The following is a 17,232-nucleotide window of genomic DNA, read 5'->3' as shown; positions in this document are numbered from 1 at the left end:
GAGGGCTCACGCTCCGTGCCATACGGTGGTGATGTTGCAGAACTCGCGGATTCCGTGCCCGGACAGCTCACGCCCGTAGCCCGACCGCTTGACCCCGCCGAACGGGAACGCCGGATGCGACGCCGTCATCCCGTTGACGTACACACCGCCCGCCTCCAGGTCCCGTACGAAACGGTCCACATCGGCGTCGTCACGCGTCCACACGTTGGAACTGAGCCCGAAGTCCGTGTCGTTGGCGATCAGCACCGCCTCGTCCAGGTCGGCCGCGCGGTACAGCGTGGCGACCGGGCCGAAGGCCTCCTCGCGGTGGATGCGCATCTCGCGGGTGACGTCGGCCAGCACGGTCGGCGGGTAGTACCAGCCGGGCCCGTCGGGACGTTCGCCGCCGCACAGCACCGTCGCGCCGGCGCGCACCGCGTCGTCGACCAGTTCCACGACGTCGTCCAGGCCGCGCTCGCTGGAGAGCGGACCGACCTCCGTCTCCTCGTCCATGGGATCGCCGACCCGCAGCGCCTTCATGCCCTCGGTGAAGCGCTCGACGAAGGCGTCGTACACGTCCGTGTGCACGATGAACCGCTTGGCGGCGATGCAGGACTGCCCGGCGTTCTGCGTGCGGGCGTTCACGGCCACCCGGGCGGCCCGGTCGATGTCGGCGGACGGCATGACGACGAACGGGTCGCTGCCGCCCAGCTCCAGCACCGTCTTCTTGACCATCTCCCCGGCGGTGGAGGCGATCGCGCGTCCGGCGGGCTCGCTGCCGGTGAGGGTGGCGGCCCGTACGCGCTCGTCCCGCAGGATGTCGTCGACCGCGGCCGAGCCGATGAGCAGGGTCTGGAAGCAGCCCTCGGGGAAACCCGCCCGGTGGAACAGGTCCTCCAGGTACAGGGCGGTCTGCGGGACGTTCGACGCGTGCTTGAGCAGCCCGACGTTGCCCGCCATCAGCGCGGGCGCCGCGAACCGGATCACCTGCCACAGCGGGAAGTTCCACGGCATCACCGCGAGCACCGGGCCGAGCGGCCGGTAGCGGACCAGGGCCCGGGAGGCTCCGGAGTCCTTCACGTCGGACTCGGCGGGCTCCTCGTCGGCGAGCAGGCCGGCCGCGTGGTCGGCGTACCAGCGCATCGCCTTGGCGCACTTGGCGGCCTCCGCGCGGGCCTGCTTGACCGGCTTGCCCATCTCGGTGGTGATGACCTCGCCGATCTCGCCCTGGTCCTCCTCCAGGAGGTCGGCGGCCCGGTGCAGGAGCCTCGCCCGCTCGTCGAACGTCGTCGTCCGGTACGTACGGAAGGTGGCCTCCGCGAGCTGGAGCCGGCGCTCGATCTCCTCCTCGCCCATGGCCTCGTACGTCCTGAGCGTCTCGCCGTTCGCCGGGTTCACCGTCGCGATGGGCATGGCCGACCTCCCTGGGTGCAGACTCGTGTTTCGACCTTGGCGCCCGGCGCGGGGTGCCGCAACGCGGACTGCTCTCGTCGGTTCCCGTCGTCCCTCGCCGCCGCTCATGGCCGCTCGTCAGTGCGAGTGCTCAGCCAGCCGGTCGAGAAACGCGGCCTGCGCCTTCACGATCACTTCGCGTGCCCGGTCCACCGTGAACCACGCCACGCGGTCCAGCTCGGGGAACTCCTCGACGCGGCCCGACCGCGGCGGCCACTCCATGCGGAACGTGCCGGGGACGACCGTCGCCGGGTCGAGGTCGGCCTCGACGGCCCAGGCCGTGACGATCTTGCCGCCGGACTGGCGGACCTCGCCGAGCGGGACGGCCTCGCCGTCGGGCGGCGCAAGCCCCAGCTCCTCCTCGAACTCGCGCCGGGCGGCGTCCCAGGCCGGTTCGGCGGGGTCGTACTCGCCCTTGGGGATCGTCCACGCCCCGGCGTCGCGGCGGGCGTGGAAGGGGCCGCCCATGTGGCCGAGCAGCACCTGCCGGCCCTGAGCGGTGGGGCGGTGCAGGAGCAGACCCGCGCTGCGTCTCACGGGGCCACCCCCGGATGCGCGGCGAGCAGCGTCCGCACCGTGTCCGCCTCCTCCGGGCGCTTGTCGTCGCGGTAGCGGATCACACGGGCGAAGCGGAGGGTGACGCCGGCCGGATAGCGGGTGGAACGCTGGAGGCCGTCGTAGGCGATCTCCACGACGAGTTCGGGGCGCACGGTCACTCCCCAGGGGTGCTCCTCGACGGCCAGCTCCTGGAGCCGCTCGGTCTGCCAGGTCAGCAGCGCGTCGGTCATGCCCTTGAAGGTCTTGCCGAGCATGGCGAAGGAGCCGTCGGCGGTGCGGGCGCCCAGGTGGAGGTTGGAGAGCTTGCCGGTGCGGCGGCCGTGGCCCCACTCGGCGGCCAGGACGACCAGGTCGAGGGTGTGCACGGGCTTGACCTTCAGCCAGGACGCGCCGCGCCGGCCCGCACTGTAGGCGGCGTCGAGCGCCTTGACGACGACGCCCTCGTGGCCGCGTTCGAGGGTCGCGGCGAGGAACTCCTCCGCGGCCGGGGTCTCCTCGGGCCCCGCCACCAGCGTGCGCCGCACCCGCGTCGGCTCCGGGACCAGCCGGGCCAGTTCCGCGTGCCGCTCGGTCAGCGGCAGGTCGAGCAGGTCGCGGCCGTCCACGGACAGCGCGTCGAAGAACACGACGGAGACGGGGACCGCCCGCGCGGCCGTGGCCACGTCCGTGCGGGAGCCGACCCGCCCGGCGGTCTCCTGGAACGAACGGGGGCGTCCGCTCCCGTCGAGGGAGATCACCTCGCCGTCCAGGACGAACCGCTCGCCGGGCAGTGCGAGGGCCGTCGCGGTGACCTCGGGGAGCCGGTCGGTGATGTCGTCCAGGGTGCGGGTGTAGACCCGTACGGTGCCGCCCTCGCGGTGCACCTGGACCCGGATGCCGTCCAGCTTCTCCTCGACCGCGCAACCGCCCAGCTTGTCGACCGCCTCGGCGACCGAGGAGGCGCTGTGCGCCAGCATCGGCAGGACCGGGCGGCCGACGGTGAGCCGGAAGCGGTCCAGGGCGCCCGGCCCTTCGGCGAGCAGCGCCTCGGCCACCGTCTGCAGGGAGCCCGCGAGCATCACCGCGCGCCGTACGTCCACCGACGGCGCCCCGGTAGCCCCGGCCAGGCCCTCGACGGCGACCGCCTCCAGGGCGCCCTGCCGGACCTCGCCGGTGAGCAGCCCCAACAGGAAGCGCTGCTCGTCCTCGGTGGCCGCGCCCATCAGCTCGCCGACCAGGCGGGTCCGCTCGGCCTGCGAACCGGCGCCGGACAGCGCGCCGAGCCGCGTGATCCGGGCGTCCACCTCACGCACGGTCAGGGTCGGCTCGGCGGCCGGTTCGACCCGGCGGCTCAGCACCTTCCAGCCGACGCCGATCCGGCCCTGGGGGAGCCGCCCCGCCAGATACGGGATGACGACCGGCACGTCCTCCGCCTCCGCCTCCCGGAACAGTTCCGCGAGCAGGGCGGTCTTCCGGGACCGCGCCGAGGTGGCGGCGATGTCCCGGGACACCTGGGCCAACCGGGCAAGCAGCATGCAGTCATGGTGCACCGCAGAGGACGGCACCACACCCGCGCGTTCTACGCACTCCGCGCCTCGACGGCGGGCGGCTCCGGTGTCCGGGGCGGCTTCTGTGCGGTGCGGGCACCGGGGCGGTGCGGGCCCTGCGCGGTCGCGTCGTTCCGCCCCGGGGTGCGTGTCCGTGCCGGGAGGGGCGCCGCCGTCCCGGCTCCGGGGCGGGTGTCCGTGTCCGGGGTGGAGTCGTTGTTCCGTCCCGGGCGGGCGTGGTCCCGGGCATGCGTGCTCCCGGCGTGTCGCCCTACGCCTCCAGGGCCGCGTCCAGATCCGACATGATCAGGTCGCCGACGATCGCCGCCGCCGCGCGGTAGCCGCCGCTCGCCGCGTGGACGACCTGCTCGCCGAACCCCAGCGCGTTGCCGGCGGTCCACACCCCGGGCACGGTGGTCCGGCCCGTCGGGTCGACCACGGGGTAGGCACCGAACGGCGTCTCCTGCAGCTCGGCGCCCAGCCGCTCCATCAGGCCGGTCTGCGGTACTGCGCGCGGGGCGACGAAGACCACCGAGCGGTCGTGCGTCGAGCCGTCCGCCAGCCGGACCCCGATGAGCCGGTCGTCCTCGACCCGCAGCCCGGCGACCTCGCCGGGCACCACCTTGACCCCGGCCGCCGAGAGCCGGCGCAGGTCGCCGTCGGACAGTTCCCGCTCGGCGACCGTGTGCAGGAAGAGCGTCACATCGTCCGACCAGCCGGACACCATCAGTGCCTGGTGGACGCTGAGCGGGCTGGAGGCGAGTACGCCGAAGCGCTCGTCCCGCACCTCCCAGCCATGGCAGAACGGGCAGTGCAGCACGTCCCGGCCGAACCGTTCGGCGACGCCGGGCACCGTCGGCAGCTCGTCCCTGAGCCCCGTGGTGACGATCAGCCGGCGGGCGTGCGCCGTCCGTCCGCCGGCCAGCTCCACGGCGAAGTCCTCCCCCCGGGCCACGTCCACCACCCGGTCGCGGACGAGCTCCACGCCGTACCGCGCGATCTCCTCCCGGCCGAGTGCCAGGAACTCGGCCGGCGGCATGCCGTCCCGGGTCAGGTACCCCTGCATGTGGTCCGAGGGCGCGTTGCGCGGCTCACCGGCGTCGACGACCAGGGTGCGCCGCCGCGAGCGGCCCAGGACGAGCGCGGCGGACAGCCCTGCCGCGCCGCCGCCGACGACGATCACGTCGTACTTCCCGATCGGGTCCTTCTCCCCGGTCGGGTCCTTCTCCCCGGTCGGGTTCTTCTTCCCGGTCAGTTCCTTGCTCTGGGTCATGGTGACCACCTCCACGCCCAAGGTCGCCCGGACACCGCGGGATTGACAAATGTATTTGCCGGTTCTGCAATATCCCCATGACTGCAGACGATGTTCTCGCCGGTGTCGGACCGAGGCTCCGCCAGGTCCGCAAGGAGCGGGAGGTGACCCTGGCCGCCCTGTCCGAGACGACCGGCATCTCGGTGAGCACCCTCTCGCGGCTGGAGTCGGGGCTGCGCAAGCCGAGCCTCGAACTACTGCTGCCGATCGCCCAGGCCCACCAGGTGCCGCTGGACGAGCTGGTCGGCGCCCCGCCGGTCGGCGACCCCCGGGTGCGGTCCGAGCCGATCGTGCGCCACGGCCGCACCCACTGGCCCCTCACCCGCCAGCCGGGCGGGCTCCAGGCGTTCAAGGTGCTCGAACCCCGGCGGGCGGAGGAGCCGGATCCGCGCACCCACGAGGGGTACGAGTGGCTGTACGTCCTCTCCGGCCGGCTGCGCCTCGTGCTCGGGGAGCACGACGTCGTGCTGTCGGCGGGGGAGGCCGCCGAGTTCGACACCCGGGTGCCGCACTGGTTCGGGTCGACGGGGGAGGGACCGGTCGAGTTCCTCAGCCTGTTCGGCCCGCAGGGGGAGCGGATGCACGTACGGGCGCGCCCCGCCCGGCCGTGACGCGCGACTGCCCGCGACCTGTTCCCTGATCGGCAAGCGACCGCTTAGTATGCGGGAGACCCGGTCGGACGACGCAGTCGGTGGAGGCCCCGCATGCAGGCATGGCAGGTGCACGAGAACGGCGAGCCGGGCGAGGTGATGCGCCTCGCGGACGTGACGCCGCCCACGCCCGGCGACGGCCAGGTCCTGCTGAAGGTCCGCGCCGCGAACATCAACTTCCCGGACGCCCTGCTGTGCCGGGGGCAGTACCAGGTCAGGCCGCCGCTGCCGTTCACGCCGGGCGTGGAGGTCTGCGGCGAGACCGAGGACGGGCGCCGCGTCCTCGCCAACCCTGCGCTGCCGCACGGCGGCTTCGCCGAGTACGCCCTCGCGGACGCCCGCGCCCTGCTGCCCGCGCCGGACGCCCTGGACGACGCCGAGGCCGCGGCCCTGCACATCGGCTACCAGACCGGCTGGTTCGGCCTGCACCGCCGGGCCCGGCTGGAGGCCGGCGAGACCCTGCTCGTGCACGCCGCCGCCGGAGGGGTCGGCAGCGCGGCCGTGCAGCTCGGCAAGGCGGCCGGCGCCACCGTCATCGGCGTCGTCGGCGGCCCGGAGAAGGCGGCCGTCGCCCGCGAGCTGGGCTGCGACGTGGTCGTCGACCGGCACGGCGAGGACGTCGTCGCCGCCGTGAAGGAGGCCACCGGCGGCCGGGGCGCCGACGTGGTCTACGACCCGGTGGGCGGCCAGGCCTACGCCCAGTCGGCCAAGGTCGTCGCCTTCGAGGGCCGCATCGTCGTCGTCGGCTTCGCGAGCGGCGCCATCCCCAGCCCGGCGCTCAACCACGCCCTGGTGAAGAACTACGCCGTCCTCGGCCTGCACTGGGGCCTGTACAACACCAAGAACCCCAAGCTGGTCCAGCACTGCCACGAGCAGCTCACCGAGCTGGCCACGCGGGGCGCGATCAAGCCGCTGGTGAGCGAGCGGGTACCGCTCGGCGGGGCCGCCGACGCCGTGCAGCGGGTGGCCGACGGCAAGACGACCGGCCGGGTGGCCGTCGTCCTGGAGAAGGGAGTCGCCGCATGACCGACGCAGCGGAACTGCGGACCCGTACGAAGGAGTTGTTGGCCGCACATCCGCCGGCGACCAGCGACCGCCTGGACTTCCTCCGGGCCCGCTTCGACGCCGGACTCGCCTGGGTGCACTACCCGGAGGGTCTCGGCGGACTCGGCGTCCCCCGCTCCCTCCAGGCCGTCGTGGACGCCGAACTGGACGCCGCGGGCGCCCCCGACAACGACCCCCGGCGCATCGGCATCGGCCTCGGGATGGCCGCGCCGACCATCCTCCAGTACGGCACCGAGGAGCAGAAGCGCCGTCTGCTGCGCCCGCTGTGGACCGGCGAGGAGGTCTGGTGCCAGCTGTTCAGCGAGCCGGGCGCCGGGTCCGACCTGGCCGCACTCGGCACCCGCGCGGTCCGCGACGGCGAGGACTGGGTGGTCAACGGGCAGAAGGTGTGGACGTCCAGCGCGCACCTCGCCCGCTGGGCCATCCTCATCGCCCGTACCGACCCGGACGTGCCCAAGCACCGGGGCATCACCTACTTCGTCTGCGACATGACCGACCCCGGCGTCGAGGTCCGGCCGCTGCGCCAGATCACCGGCGAGGCCGAGTTCAACGAGGTCTTCCTCACCGGCGTCCGCATCCCCGACTCCCGGCGCCTCGGCGAGATCGGCGACGGCTGGCGGGTCGCCCAGACCACGCTCAACAACGAGCGCGTCGCCATCGGCGGTACCCCGATCCCCCGCGAGGGAGGCATGATCGGCAAGATCGCCGCGACCTGGCGGGAACGCCCGGAACTGCGCACCCACGACCTGCACCAGCGGCTGCTCGGCCTGTGGGTCGAGGCCGAGGTCGCGCGGCTCACCGGCGTACGGCTGCGCCAGCAACTGGTGGCCGGCCAGCCCGGCCCCGAGGGCGCCGGCATGAAGCTGAACTTCGCCCGCCTCAACCAGGAGATCAGCGGTCTGGAGGTGGAACTCCTCGGCGAAGAGGGCTTGTTGTACGACGACTGGACCATGCGCCGCCCCGAGCACGTTGACTTCACCGGCCGCGACGCCGGGTACCGCTACCTGCGCTCCAAGGGGAACAGCATCGAGGGCGGGACCAGCGAGGTCCTGCTGAACATCGTCGCCGAGCGCGTCCTGGGCCTGCCCGCCGAACCGCGCACCGACAAGGACGTCGCATGGAAGGACCTCGCCCGATGAGCCCTCAGCCCGATCTTCTCCACTCGGAGGAGGAAGAGGCGCTGCGCGCCGCAGTCCGGGACCTGCTCACCGACCGCTGCGACCCGGCGGGCGTGATCGCGCGCACCGAGTCGGCCACCGCGCACGACGTGTCCCTCTGGAAGGCGCTCTCCGACTCCATGGGCCTCGCGGGCCTGCTGATCCCCGAGGAACTGGGCGGTCAGGGCGCCTCCCACCGGGAAACCGCCGTGGTGCTGGAGGAGCTGGGGCGCGCGGTCGCGCCGGTGCCGTATCTGACGAGTGCCGTGGTCGCCACCGAGGCGCTGCTGTCCTGCAGGGCCGACGAGCTGCTCACCGAGCTGGCGTCCGCCACGGTCATCGCCGTACTGGCCGTCGGCCTGCACGTCGCACCGGGCGGCGACTTCGGGCGGGTGCGAGTCGAGAACGGCGCCCTGCACGGTGAGCTGACCGGCATCGCCGACGCGGCCGTCGCCGACGTGCTGCTCGTGCCCGCGGACGACGGGGGACTGTACGCGGTCGGTGCCGCCGAGGTGACCGTCACCCCGCAGGTGTCCCTGGACCTCACCCGACCGGTGGCACGAGTGACCCTCGACGGCGTGTCGGGGCGCCGCCTGGGTGACGCCGAACCCGCCGTACGGCGCGCCCTGCGGGCTGGTGCCGGACTGCTCGCCTCCGAGCAACTGGGCCTCGCCGACCGGTTGCTGACCGACACGGTCCGCCACCTCAAGGAACGCAGGCAGTTCAACCGGCAGGTCGGCGGATTCCAGGCACTCAAGCACCGGCTCGCCCGCCTGTGGCTGGAGGTCGCCGGCCTGCGCGCCGCCGCCCGCAACGCCGCCGACGCGCTGGCGACCGGCGCGGACACCGACGTGGCCGTCGCCGTGGCCCAGGCGTACGCGGCCCAGGTCGCCGTCCACGCGGCCGAGGAGGCACTGCAACTGCACGGCGGTCTCGGCATGACGTGGGAACACCCGGTCCACCTGTACCTCAAGCGGGCCAAGGCCGACTCGATCGCCTATGGCGCGGCGGGCACCCACCGTCAGGCCCTGGCGGAACTGGTCGACCTGCGAGCACCCTGACCTCCGGCTCTCCGGCTCTCCGGCTCTCCGGCTCTCCGGCTCTCCGGCCGTCCGGCTCTCCGGCCGTCCGGTCCGGGAAATGCCCGTCCCTCAGGGGCGGGTATTTCCCGTGCCCGCCGCCGCACCGAAGTGAACGACCGGCGGCGGTCGGGCCAACTCCCCGCACGGCTCTGCCCCTTGACGGCATCGGGACCCCATACTCACAGGCGTCCCGTACGGCACTTCCAGGGAGGCAGAGCATGGCCCTCACCACCCGACGCAGCGCCCTCAGCACCCTCGGCGCCGCCCTCGCGGGCGCGGTCGCCCTGCCCGCCGGCACCGCGCTGGCGAGCGAGAACAGGCACGGGCCGCGCCCGTTGTGGCGCGCGCACGCCCACAACGACTACGAGCACCCCCGTCCCCTCCTCGACGCCCTCGACCACCGCTTCGGCAGCGTCGAGGCCGACATCTACCTGGTCGACGGCCAACTCCTCGTCGCCCACGATCCCGAGGACCTCGACCCCACCCGCACCCTGGAGTCCCTCTACCTCGACCCCCTCGCCGCCCGTGTCCGGGCCCATCACGGCCGCGTCTACCGGCGGGACCGCCGCCCCCTGCAACTCCTCGTCGACATCAAGACCGAGGGCTCGTCGACGTACCTCGAGCTCGACCGTCATCTGCGGCGCTACCAGCACCTGTTCACGACCTGCTCCCACGGGAGGGTGTTCCCCGGCCCGGTCACCGTGGTGATCTCCGGCGACCGGGCCGCCCGCGCGCCCATGGAGGCCCAGAGCACGCGCCGGGCCTTCTACGACGGCCGCCTCACCGACCTCGGCACCACCGCACCGGCCTCCCTCGTCCCGCTGATCAGCGACAACTGGACGCGCAGCTTCACCTGGCAGGGCGTCGGCGCCTTCCCGGCGGCCGAGCGGCGCGGACTGCGAGACATCGTCGACACGGCGCACGCCCGCGGGCAGCGGGTGCGCTTCTGGGCCACCCCCGACGTGGCGGGCCCCGCACGGGACGCGGTGTGGGCCGAACTGCTCGACGCCGGTGTCGACCACCTCAACACCGACGACCTCGCGGGCCTCGAGGCGTACCTCGACGCCCACCGGGCCGCGTAGGAAGCCGCCGGAACACCACACGTTCGGAGGACAGGTCAGCCGCCCGGACGAACCCTCCGTTACGCCACACTTACGGCCGAACGCCGCGAAGTGGACGTGGCGGAGGAGGTTGACGATGGCCATTTCCATCTCTGTGGTGCTGTTGCTGCTGGTCCTGGCGGTGATCTTCCTGCGCAACGGCGGGCTGAAGATCTCACACGCGCTGGTGTGCCTGCTGCTCGGCTTCTACCTGGCGAGCACGAGCATCGCCCCGACCATCAGCAGCGGCCTGACCGCCACGGCGGACATCGTCGGCAGCCTCAGACCGTAACCGGAGGCCTGGAAGGCTCATGAAGATCTCGGTGAGCCTTCTAGCCGCCGACGACGCGCGAACGGATGAGAAAGCGCACCCCCTCGGGTGCCTCCAGCGAGAAGCCGCTGCCCCGGCCGGCGACGACGTCCACGATGAGCCGGGTGTGGCTCCACGCCGCGTACTGGCTGCGCGACATCCAGAACGACACCGGCTCCTCGACGCCCTCGACGACCAGCTCCGCGAGCAGGACGTCCGCGGCTCCGGTGCGGAACTCGCCGGCCGGAAAGCACATGGGGGCGCTGCCGTCGCAGCAACCGCCGGACTGGTGGAACATCAGCGGGCCGTGCGCCTCACGGAGCCGCCGCAGCAGTACGGCCGCCTCGGGGGTGAGCTCGACGCGGGGGGTCTCCTCGTGTGTGGCGTGCATGGCGTGCATGCCAGCACGGGGAAGGTTGCGAGAGGGTTGCGCGACGGCTACCTCTTTTGACATACCTATACTGTCATATCTAATATTGCCGGGTGACCGACTCCAGCACCCCCCGCGGGGACATCGACCGTGTGGCCTCCGGGCTCGCGGCATGCCTTCCCGCGTTGCACCGGGCGCTGGACCGACAGGTCAGCGCGGAGTACCCGCACCCCAAGCCCCCGGAGGGGCAGCTCGCGCTGCTGCGGTTCGTCGCGCAGCGTGAGGGTGCCACGGTGCGTGAGGCCGCCGAGGCCCTGCTGATGAAGCCGAACAACGTCAGCGCCCTGGTCTCCCAGCTCACCGAGCAGGGGGATCTGGAACGCAGGCAGGACAGTGCTGACAAACGGGTCGCCCACCTCCACCTGACGGCCACGGCCCGCGAGCGGCTGACCGAGGTGCGGGAACTGGAGACCGCGTTCCTCCGCCGTGCCCTGACCGCCCTCACCGACGGCCAGCAGGGCGCGCTCGGCTCCGCACTGGACGCCCTCGACGCACTGGCACGGCACCTCCGCCCCGCCGCCCGCTGACCGGGCGGGGCCCAGGCATTCCCGCCGGCCGCGGGCACACCGTCGTGCCCGCGGCCGGCCCGCCGTGCTCCCGTGGTCCGCCCCGCCACCGCACCACCTCTGAATCTGGAAGAGAAGGCTCGTCCATGCCGTCCACATCCGTGGATCACCCCATCACGTCCGCGGCCGAGACCGCCCCACCGGCGGCCGGCCGTCTGCGGTCCAACCCCTGGCTGACCCTCCTCGCCGTCGCGTTCGGACTGTTCATGGTCCAGCTCGACGGCTCCGTCGTCGCCATCGCCAACCCGGCGATCGGCAGCGACCTGCACGCCTCCACCGCCGAACTGCAGTGGGTGACCAACGCCTACCTCCTCGCGCTCGCCGCCACGCTCATCCTGGGCGGCAAGCTCGGCGACCGCTTCGGCCGACGCACCTACTACCTCGCGGGCGTCGCCGGTTTCACTCTCGCCTCGGTCGCCATCGGCCTGTCCGGGTCGATCGTGGGCGTCGTCGCCTTCCGCGCCCTCCAGGGCGTATTCGGCGGTCTGCTGATGCCCAACACCCTCGGTCTGCTCCGTGCCGCCTTCCCGCCGAAGAAGTTCGGCATGGCCGTGGGCATCTGGGCCATGGTCTCCGCCGTCGCGACGGCCCTCGGACCCATCGTCGGCGGTCTCCTCGTGGAGCACGTCAACTGGGAGTCCGTCTTCTACATCAACGCCCCCATCGGCGTCATCGCCATCGTCTTCGGTCTCCTCGTGCTCCCGGAGAGCCGCAACGCCGCCGGTCGTGAGCGGTTCGACATCCCCGGCCTCGTCCTGCTCGCCCTGGGTCTGCTGGCCGTGGTCTTCGGTGTCGTCAAGGGCGAGACCTGGGGCTGGACCTCCGCGGGCACCCTGGGCGCCGTCGCCGTCGGCCTCGTACTCCTGCTCGTCTTCGGCTGGTACGAGACCCGCGTCGAGCACCCGCTGCTGCCGATGCGCCTGTTCCGCAACCGTGCGCTGACCACCGGCGCCGTCATCACCGCGCTGAACTTCTTCGTGATGCTCGGCGTGATCTTCTTCGTCATGCTCTACCTGCAGAACGTGCGCGGCTTCACGCCGGTCGAGGCGGGCGTGCGGACTCTCCCGCTCAGCCTCGCCTCGCTGGTCGCCTCGCCGCTGGGCGCCGCCCTGACCCAGCGCTTCGGACCGCGCCTGACGATGCCGCTCGGCATGCTGCTGCAGGCCGCCTCCTGCTTCGGCATGCTCACCTGGCAGACCGACTCCTCCTACGCCACGATGTGGCCGCCGTTCATCGCGCTCGGCCTCGGCGTCGGCATGGTGATGGCCGCCTCCTCCGACGCCATCGTCGGCAACGCCCCCGTCCGGGACGGCGGTGTGGCTGGTGGCCTGCAGGCTACGACCCTGCAGATCGGCGGCGCACTCGGTACCTCCGTGCTGGTCTCCCTGATCAGCGGCAAGGTCGGCGCCACGCTCACCGGGGAGCTGACCGGCGCGGGCGTTCCGGCGGCCATGGCCGACGGTCTGCGCGAGGCCAAGGACGCCGTGGCGATGGGCGTGGCGCCCGTCTCCGGCGACATGCCGGCCGGCCTGCGGGCCGCCGTGGTCGAGGGCAGCGGGCAGGCGTTCATGAACGGCGTCCACGCGGCCGTCGTCGTCACCGGCATCCTCTGTGTGCTCGGCGCGGTCGTCGCCGCCGTCGGCATCCGGCGCGCCGAGGGGCGGCCGGCGGACCACTGAGGCCGGGGCGCGGCGGTGCTCCCTCCAGCGAGGGGGCACCGCCGCCGGTGTGTCTCAGACCTCCGCGCCTCCGCCGCGGGGAAGTACCGTGACCCGGTGGAAGTTGCATTCCGAGGGCAGGTCTGCGGCGGGCCGGGTCTGTTGGGCCTTCAACGCGATGCTCACCAGGCTCAGCAGCAGGTCGACGTCCGTGTCGCAGTCCAGGTGCACGGTCACCCAGCGGGAGCCGGGGACCAGGCGTATGGCGCTGGAGCCGCCGAGGTCGTACTGGAAACGTTGGATGGCCCGGTGGGTGAGGTGGAGGTCCACGTCCCGGTCCGAGTGGAAGTGGACGATCTCGTCGCGGACGGAGCGCAACGCCCGTCCGGTTCCGCAACTGGCCGGACCCGGGGTGAGGTCGGGCCAGGCCTGCAGCCGATCAAGGGCGCGCTGGGCCAGAGTCATGGTCCCATCGTCGCCCGATCACCGCGCCGCAACCAGAGGTTGAGCGATTTGTAACCGGCACGTGAGGTCGCCGGGTCCCGGTCCCGGGGCCCCGACGGGGTCCGGGCAGGGCCCCCGCGCCCGGCCGCGCGACGCCCTGCCCGTCGTACTACGAGGTACTACGTGGTACTAGGGAGTACTACGGGGTACTGCGGGCCACTATGGCGCTACGCAGCCGATCGTCCCGGCCGGGAAATCGTTACCCGTCGACGTGGCGGTGAAGCCGAAGGTCACACTGCCGTCCGGTGGGACGACGCGGTTGTGTTCCACGTTCCTGACCTTGACCGTGCCGTCGGCGTCGGCGGACAGCGAGCCGTTCCACACGCCGCCGAGTTTGGTCCCCGCGCCGGGTCGCCACTGCACGGCCCAGCCGTTGAGCGGCTCCGTCCCGTGGTTCATCACCTCGACGGAGCCCTGGAAGCCGCCACTCCAGGAGTTCTCCACGGAGTAGACGGCCATGCAGTCGCCGGAGTGGGTGGGCGGCGGCGTCGGGGTCGGCGTCGGGGTGCTGCCCGAGCCGCGGATGCCGGTCACCTCGCCGTTGCCGCCGTCGAAGACCACGTCGGAGCAGGAGAAGAAGTTCTCCTGGCTGTCCGAACGCACCCACTGCATGAAGATCAACGCGTCACCCGAGCGGCCCGAGGGCAGCGCCAGGTCCCAGTAGTAGTGGCCCCCGTTGGTGCCCGGCGAGCCCTGCTGGCGCGGGTTGGTCACCGTCTGGATCAGCTCCAGGTCGTCCCAGCCCAGCTCGGACGTGGGCGACCAGCCCGGCTTGGTCAGATAGACCCGGAAGTCCCCGGGGTGGGCCGCCCAGTTGCTGTACTTCACCTGCATCGTCGCGCCGGACGTCAGGTGCGTCCGGGGCCAGTCCGCGCGGGCCGCGTTGTAGCCGGAGAAGTCGTACGGCGAACGGTCGCCCGCGCTGCACAGGGTGCCGTCCGGCACGTAACCGGCGCCGCGGCCGCCCGCGTTGGAGTCGAGGACGGCGAACCAGTTGTACAGCGCGGTCGCGCCGCTCTGGTCGAGCGCGCTCTGGCATGCCGGGTTGGTCGGGTCCAGCGCGCCGGTGCCCGTGATGGCGTCCAGCTGGCAGAGGTAGGTGCGCGAGCCGGGCATCATCGCGACACCGTGGGCCTCGGCCCGGCCCTGCCCGAGGAGGAAGGTCACGCCGAGGGCGCTGAGCAGGGTGGCCAGTACCGCCGCGAGAGAGAGGGATCTGGTGCGTAGAACCATGGGATCTCCTGTTTCCGGATGCTGGGTCTCTCCGTTGTGGATGATCAGGTCATGACAATCAGGCTTGTGTGATGGAACCCCCGCCCGTCCGGGAGGCGTTCCGACCGGACGGGCGAGGGGCGGGGAGGGGAGAGGGTGAGAGGGTGAGAGGGGATGGGGAAGGGTCGGCGGATGTGGGGGCGCGCCGGGCGGCGTGCCGGGGTTGTCGGACGGGTGCTAAGCGGTGGTGCAGGCGGTGTTGTTCAGGGTGAAGCGGTCCGGCTCGGCGAACGCGCCGCCGTAGGCCCCCTGGAAGCCGAACGTCAGGCTGCCGCCGGGCGCGATGCGGGCGTTGTGCCCGAGGCCGGTCGCCGTGACGGTGCCCGTGGAGGGGGTGACGGAGGCGTTCCAGGCGTTGGTGATCCGCTGGCCGGGGGGCAGGGCGAAGGCGAGCTGCCAGCCGTCGACCGGGGTCGCGCCGGTGTTGGTGACGGTGACGTTGGCGGTGAAGCCGTCCTGCCAGACGTTCGTGCCGTACGCCACCTCGCATGCGGCCGGCCCGTCGGGGTCGCCGGGGCCGTCGGGGTCGGTCGGGCCGCTGCCGGTCTCGACGGTGGAGGAGAAGGAGTTCACGGCCAGCCCGGTGCCGTTCTGCCACGGCTCGAAACCCGCCTGGACGCTCGTCAGGTACCAGTCGTCCTCGGCGAGGCCGCGCGCGACGGTCGCCCGGACGAAGTCCATGACGTCGAAGTTCCAGCCGCTGATCGCCGACGGGGCCACGAACGACAGCACGTCGTTGGCGCCGTTGCTGCCCGTCCACACCTCCCAGGTCCGTCCGCCCACGGTGGCCGTGCCGACCGGGGAGCCGATGGGCTGGATCGGGCCCACCCGGTTGAACCAGATCATGATCTCGGTCTGGTTCACTCCGTCGGTCAGGGGGGCCGGGTCCAGCCAGATGTCGTACGAGGCGTTGTAGACGGCATCGCCGACGTAGCCGTACGAGATGCTGGAGGGCGCCTTGGAGATGGTGCTGAGCCGGGCGGGGAGCTTCGTGCCGGGTGAGCAGGTCGTGTAGTGGCAGCCGTTGAAGACCGATGGGTACGACTTCGGTGCGCCGTTGGTCGGCGCCGAGCCGTCGGCCTGGCTGATCCGGAAGCCGGTGTCGGTGGCGGTGACGCACTGGGTGGCGCTGGTGCCCCAGCGGTTGTTCTGGACGACGTAGCGTCCCTGGATCGCCGTCGTCCCGAACGGTTCGCAGATCGTGGTGTCCGCCTGGGCCGGAGCCGCCGCGGTCACGAGCGACCCGACGACGGCGAGGACCGCGATCAGCGCTCCTAAGAGTCCTCTCAGGGGGCGGACTTGGGGCAGTATCGGTCGCATGGGGGGCTCTCCGGGGGATGCGGGGGCGGGAGGGGCCGGTGCGGGAGCGCTCCCAACTCCCCACGGATGGGAGCGCTCCCACTTACCGGTGTGCTGGGGACTGTAGAAGCCGTTCATGTTCCTGACAAGACTGTGCGCACCGGAGGCGTCGAAGGAGTTTCGAAGTCGCAGGTGGGAGAGGCTCTTTCGGAGCGCTCCCGGCGCCTCGTCGGTCAGCGCGGCCCTCGTCGGTCAGCGCGGCCCTCTCCGGTCAGCGCGCCTCGTCGATCAGGCGGTGTCCCGGAGTACCAGTTCCGTAGGGAGGATCACGTGCCGCCAGGCGGCGGGGGACTCCTCCATCTCCTCCAGCAGGAGCCGCACCATCGTCCGGCCGATCGCCTCCAGCGGCTGCCGGACCGTCGTCAGCGGCGGATCCGTGGGCCGGGCCGGCTGGAAGTCGTCGAAACCGATCACCGCGACGTCCTCCGGCACCCGCCGCCCCGCCGCGCGCAACGCGTTCAGCGCCCCAGCGGCCATGCTGTCCGAGGCGGCGAACACCGCGTCGAGCTCCGGGTGACGGGCCAACAGGTCCCTCATCGCCCGGTGGCCGCTCTCCTCCGAGAAGTCACCCTCCACGACCAGGGAGGACCTGAACTCCACGCCTGCCGGTTCCAGAGCCTCACGGTAACCGCGCAACCGGCACTGGGCGACATACATGTCGGGCGGTCCGCCGATGACCCCGATCGTGTCCCGGCCGCCCTTCAGCAGGTGCGTGACCGCGTCGCGCGCGCCCCCGGCGTTGTCGGCGTCGACGTAGGTGACGCTCTCGTCACCGGAACGCCGCCCCAGCATGACGGTGGGCAGCCCCGCCTTGGCGAGCATGTCCGGCAGCGGGTCCTCCGCGTGCACGGACATCAGCAGCACGCCGTCGACCCGGCCGCCGCGCGCGTACTCGACGAACCGCTGTCGCTCGGTGTCCGACCGGACCAGCGTGAGCAGCAGTTGCACCGGAGTGTCGGTGAGGGCGTCGCCGACGGAGTGGACGATCTCGGTGAAGAACGGCTCCCCGAACAGCCGCCAGTCCGTCTCCGTCATGACCAGCGCGACGGCGTCCGCGCGGTGCCCGGCCAGGGAACGGGCCGCGAGATTCGGGACGTACCCCAGTTCGGCGATGGCCCGTTGCACGGTGCGACGCGTCGAATCCCGCACGCCGGCCGCGTTGTTGACGACCCTCGAAACGGTGCCTCGCCCCACACCGGCGAGGGCGGCCACCTCCTCCAGCGTCGGCGTACCGGGACGCTGCCTGCCCATG

Annotated in this window: 17 protein-coding genes; 8 read left to right on the top strand and 9 right to left on the bottom strand. The window is 72.4% G+C overall.

The window, feature by feature from the left end; all coding sequences use genetic code 11:
- Window positions 1-6: 6 nt before the first annotated feature.
- The 4 genes from RM812_RS11765 to RM812_RS11750 all read right to left on the bottom strand — a co-directional run bounded on the left by RM812_RS11765 (window position 7) and on the right by RM812_RS11750 (window position 4,788).
- Window positions 7-1,392: an NADP-dependent succinic semialdehyde dehydrogenase gene (locus RM812_RS11765; RefSeq protein WP_311572412.1), complete on the bottom strand. Its 1,386-nt coding sequence runs from the start codon at window positions 1,390-1,392 to the stop codon at window positions 7-9.
- 117 nt (window positions 1,393-1,509) lie between these two features.
- On the bottom strand, window positions 1,510-1,968 hold the full coding sequence (locus RM812_RS11760; protein ID WP_311572411.1) for an NUDIX domain-containing protein: 459 nt from the start codon (window positions 1,966-1,968) through the stop codon (window positions 1,510-1,512).
- Window positions 1,965-3,503, bottom strand: coding sequence for an ATP-dependent DNA ligase (locus RM812_RS11755; protein WP_311572410.1), 1,539 nt, complete (start codon window positions 3,501-3,503; stop codon window positions 1,965-1,967). The genes RM812_RS11760 and RM812_RS11755 overlap by 4 nt, the downstream gene beginning before the upstream one ends.
- A 283-nt stretch (window positions 3,504-3,786) precedes the next feature.
- Window positions 3,787-4,788 (bottom strand): NAD(P)/FAD-dependent oxidoreductase, encoded by a 1,002-nt coding sequence (locus RM812_RS11750; protein WP_311572409.1) that lies wholly within the window; start codon window positions 4,786-4,788, stop codon window positions 3,787-3,789.
- A 77-nt stretch (window positions 4,789-4,865) separates the two neighbouring features.
- On the opposite strand from RM812_RS11750, the gene RM812_RS11745 reads away from it, so the two are divergent.
- The 6 genes from RM812_RS11745 (at window position 4,866) to RM812_RS11720 (ending at window position 10,173) form a co-directional block, all read left to right on the top strand.
- Window positions 4,866-5,438 carry a helix-turn-helix domain-containing protein gene (locus RM812_RS11745; RefSeq protein ID WP_311572408.1) on the top strand — a complete coding sequence of 191 codons (573 nt, stop codon included), beginning with the start codon at window positions 4,866-4,868 and terminating at the stop codon, window positions 5,436-5,438.
- 93 nt (window positions 5,439-5,531) lie between these two features.
- A complete protein-coding gene (locus RM812_RS11740; RefSeq protein WP_311572407.1) occupies window positions 5,532-6,503 on the top strand; it encodes an NADPH:quinone oxidoreductase family protein in 972 nt (323 codons plus the stop codon).
- Window positions 6,500-7,681, top strand: a complete 1,182-nt coding sequence (locus RM812_RS11735; RefSeq protein WP_311572406.1) for an acyl-CoA dehydrogenase — start codon at window positions 6,500-6,502, stop codon at window positions 7,679-7,681. Before RM812_RS11740 ends, RM812_RS11735 begins: the two co-directional genes overlap by 4 nt.
- Window positions 7,678-8,760, top strand: coding sequence for an acyl-CoA dehydrogenase family protein (locus tag RM812_RS11730; protein WP_311572405.1), 1,083 nt, complete (start codon window positions 7,678-7,680; stop codon window positions 8,758-8,760). Before RM812_RS11735 ends, RM812_RS11730 begins: the two co-directional genes overlap by 4 nt.
- Before the next feature lie 239 nt (window positions 8,761-8,999).
- Complete coding sequence (locus tag RM812_RS11725; RefSeq protein WP_311572404.1) at window positions 9,000-9,863, top strand: phosphatidylinositol-specific phospholipase C/glycerophosphodiester phosphodiesterase family protein; 864 nt, start codon at window positions 9,000-9,002, stop codon at window positions 9,861-9,863.
- Between the two features lie 115 nt (window positions 9,864-9,978).
- Complete coding sequence (locus tag RM812_RS11720) at window positions 9,979-10,173, top strand: hypothetical protein (protein WP_311572403.1); 195 nt, start codon at window positions 9,979-9,981, stop codon at window positions 10,171-10,173.
- Between the two features lie 40 nt (window positions 10,174-10,213).
- Here RM812_RS11720 and RM812_RS11715 read toward each other — a convergent pair whose 3' ends face one another.
- The gene (locus RM812_RS11715) at window positions 10,214-10,582 is read right to left on the bottom strand and encodes a DUF779 domain-containing protein (RefSeq protein ID WP_311572402.1); all 369 of its coding nucleotides are present in this window, start codon (window positions 10,580-10,582) and stop codon (window positions 10,214-10,216) included.
- A gap of 92 nt (window positions 10,583-10,674) precedes the next feature.
- On the opposite strand from RM812_RS11715, the gene RM812_RS11710 reads away from it, so the two are divergent.
- Window positions 10,675-11,148: a MarR family winged helix-turn-helix transcriptional regulator gene (locus tag RM812_RS11710; protein ID WP_311572401.1), complete on the top strand. Its 474-nt coding sequence runs from the start codon at window positions 10,675-10,677 to the stop codon at window positions 11,146-11,148.
- 125 nt (window positions 11,149-11,273) lie between these two features.
- Window positions 11,274-12,866, top strand: a complete 1,593-nt coding sequence (locus tag RM812_RS11705; protein WP_311572400.1) for an MFS transporter — start codon at window positions 11,274-11,276, stop codon at window positions 12,864-12,866.
- Window positions 12,867-12,920: 54 nt separating this feature from the next.
- Here RM812_RS11705 and RM812_RS11700 read toward each other — a convergent pair whose 3' ends face one another.
- The 4 genes from RM812_RS11700 to RM812_RS11685 form a co-directional block, all read right to left on the bottom strand.
- Window positions 12,921-13,310: a luciferase domain-containing protein gene (locus RM812_RS11700; RefSeq protein WP_311572399.1), complete on the bottom strand. Its 390-nt coding sequence runs from the start codon at window positions 13,308-13,310 to the stop codon at window positions 12,921-12,923.
- 198 nt (window positions 13,311-13,508) lie between these two features.
- Window positions 13,509-14,582: a lytic polysaccharide monooxygenase gene (locus tag RM812_RS11695; protein WP_311572398.1), complete on the bottom strand. Its 1,074-nt coding sequence runs from the start codon at window positions 14,580-14,582 to the stop codon at window positions 13,509-13,511.
- Between the two features lie 216 nt (window positions 14,583-14,798).
- The gene (locus tag RM812_RS11690; protein WP_311572397.1) at window positions 14,799-15,941 is read right to left on the bottom strand and encodes a GH12 family glycosyl hydrolase domain-containing protein; all 1,143 of its coding nucleotides are present in this window, start codon (window positions 15,939-15,941) and stop codon (window positions 14,799-14,801) included.
- 267 nt (window positions 15,942-16,208) lie between these two features.
- Window positions 16,209-17,231 (bottom strand): LacI family DNA-binding transcriptional regulator, encoded by a 1,023-nt coding sequence (locus RM812_RS11685; protein ID WP_311572396.1) that lies wholly within the window; start codon window positions 17,229-17,231, stop codon window positions 16,209-16,211.
- Window position 17,232 lies beyond the last annotated feature (1 nt).

Origin of the sequence: Streptomyces lancefieldiae (genome assembly GCF_031845825.1) — a bacterium.
In the GTDB taxonomy this organism is placed as follows: Bacteria; Actinomycetota; Actinomycetes; order Streptomycetales; family Streptomycetaceae; genus Streptomyces; species Streptomyces lancefieldiae.
The sequence above is the reverse complement of the archived record's forward strand: the minus strand, read 5'-3'. Positions and strand labels throughout refer to the sequence as shown.

What these genes read in the sequence shown, in the direction of transcription:
- RM812_RS11750 (WP_311572409.1), bottom strand. Translation starts at nt 4,788, where the DNA reads ATGACCCAGAGCAAGGAACTGACCGGGAAGAAGAACCCGACCGGGGAG.
- RM812_RS11745 (WP_311572408.1), top strand. Translation starts at nt 4,866, where the DNA reads ATGACTGCAGACGATGTTCTCGCCGGTGTCGGACCGAGGCTCCGCCAG.
- RM812_RS11755 (WP_311572410.1), bottom strand. Translation starts at nt 3,503, where the DNA reads ATGCTGCTTGCCCGGTTGGCCCAGGTGTCCCGGGACATCGCCGCCACC.
- RM812_RS11740 (WP_311572407.1), top strand. Translation starts at nt 5,532, where the DNA reads ATGCAGGCATGGCAGGTGCACGAGAACGGCGAGCCGGGCGAGGTGATG.
- RM812_RS11725 (WP_311572404.1), top strand. Translation starts at nt 9,000, where the DNA reads ATGGCCCTCACCACCCGACGCAGCGCCCTCAGCACCCTCGGCGCCGCC.
- RM812_RS11695 (WP_311572398.1), bottom strand. Translation starts at nt 14,582, where the DNA reads ATGGTTCTACGCACCAGATCCCTCTCTCTCGCGGCGGTACTGGCCACC.
- RM812_RS11685 (WP_311572396.1), bottom strand. Translation starts at nt 17,231, where the DNA reads ATGGGCAGGCAGCGTCCCGGTACGCCGACGCTGGAGGAGGTGGCCGCC.
- RM812_RS11715 (WP_311572402.1), bottom strand. Translation starts at nt 10,582, where the DNA reads ATGCACGCCACACACGAGGAGACCCCCCGCGTCGAGCTCACCCCCGAG.
- RM812_RS11705 (WP_311572400.1), top strand. Translation starts at nt 11,274, where the DNA reads ATGCCGTCCACATCCGTGGATCACCCCATCACGTCCGCGGCCGAGACC.
- RM812_RS11720 (WP_311572403.1), top strand. Translation starts at nt 9,979, where the DNA reads ATGGCCATTTCCATCTCTGTGGTGCTGTTGCTGCTGGTCCTGGCGGTG.
- RM812_RS11700 (WP_311572399.1), bottom strand. Translation starts at nt 13,310, where the DNA reads ATGACTCTGGCCCAGCGCGCCCTTGATCGGCTGCAGGCCTGGCCCGAC.
- RM812_RS11730 (WP_311572405.1), top strand. Translation starts at nt 7,678, where the DNA reads ATGAGCCCTCAGCCCGATCTTCTCCACTCGGAGGAGGAAGAGGCGCTG.
- RM812_RS11735 (WP_311572406.1), top strand. Translation starts at nt 6,500, where the DNA reads ATGACCGACGCAGCGGAACTGCGGACCCGTACGAAGGAGTTGTTGGCC.
- RM812_RS11765 (WP_311572412.1), bottom strand. Translation starts at nt 1,392, where the DNA reads ATGCCCATCGCGACGGTGAACCCGGCGAACGGCGAGACGCTCAGGACG.
- RM812_RS11690 (WP_311572397.1), bottom strand. Translation starts at nt 15,941, where the DNA reads ATGCGACCGATACTGCCCCAAGTCCGCCCCCTGAGAGGACTCTTAGGA.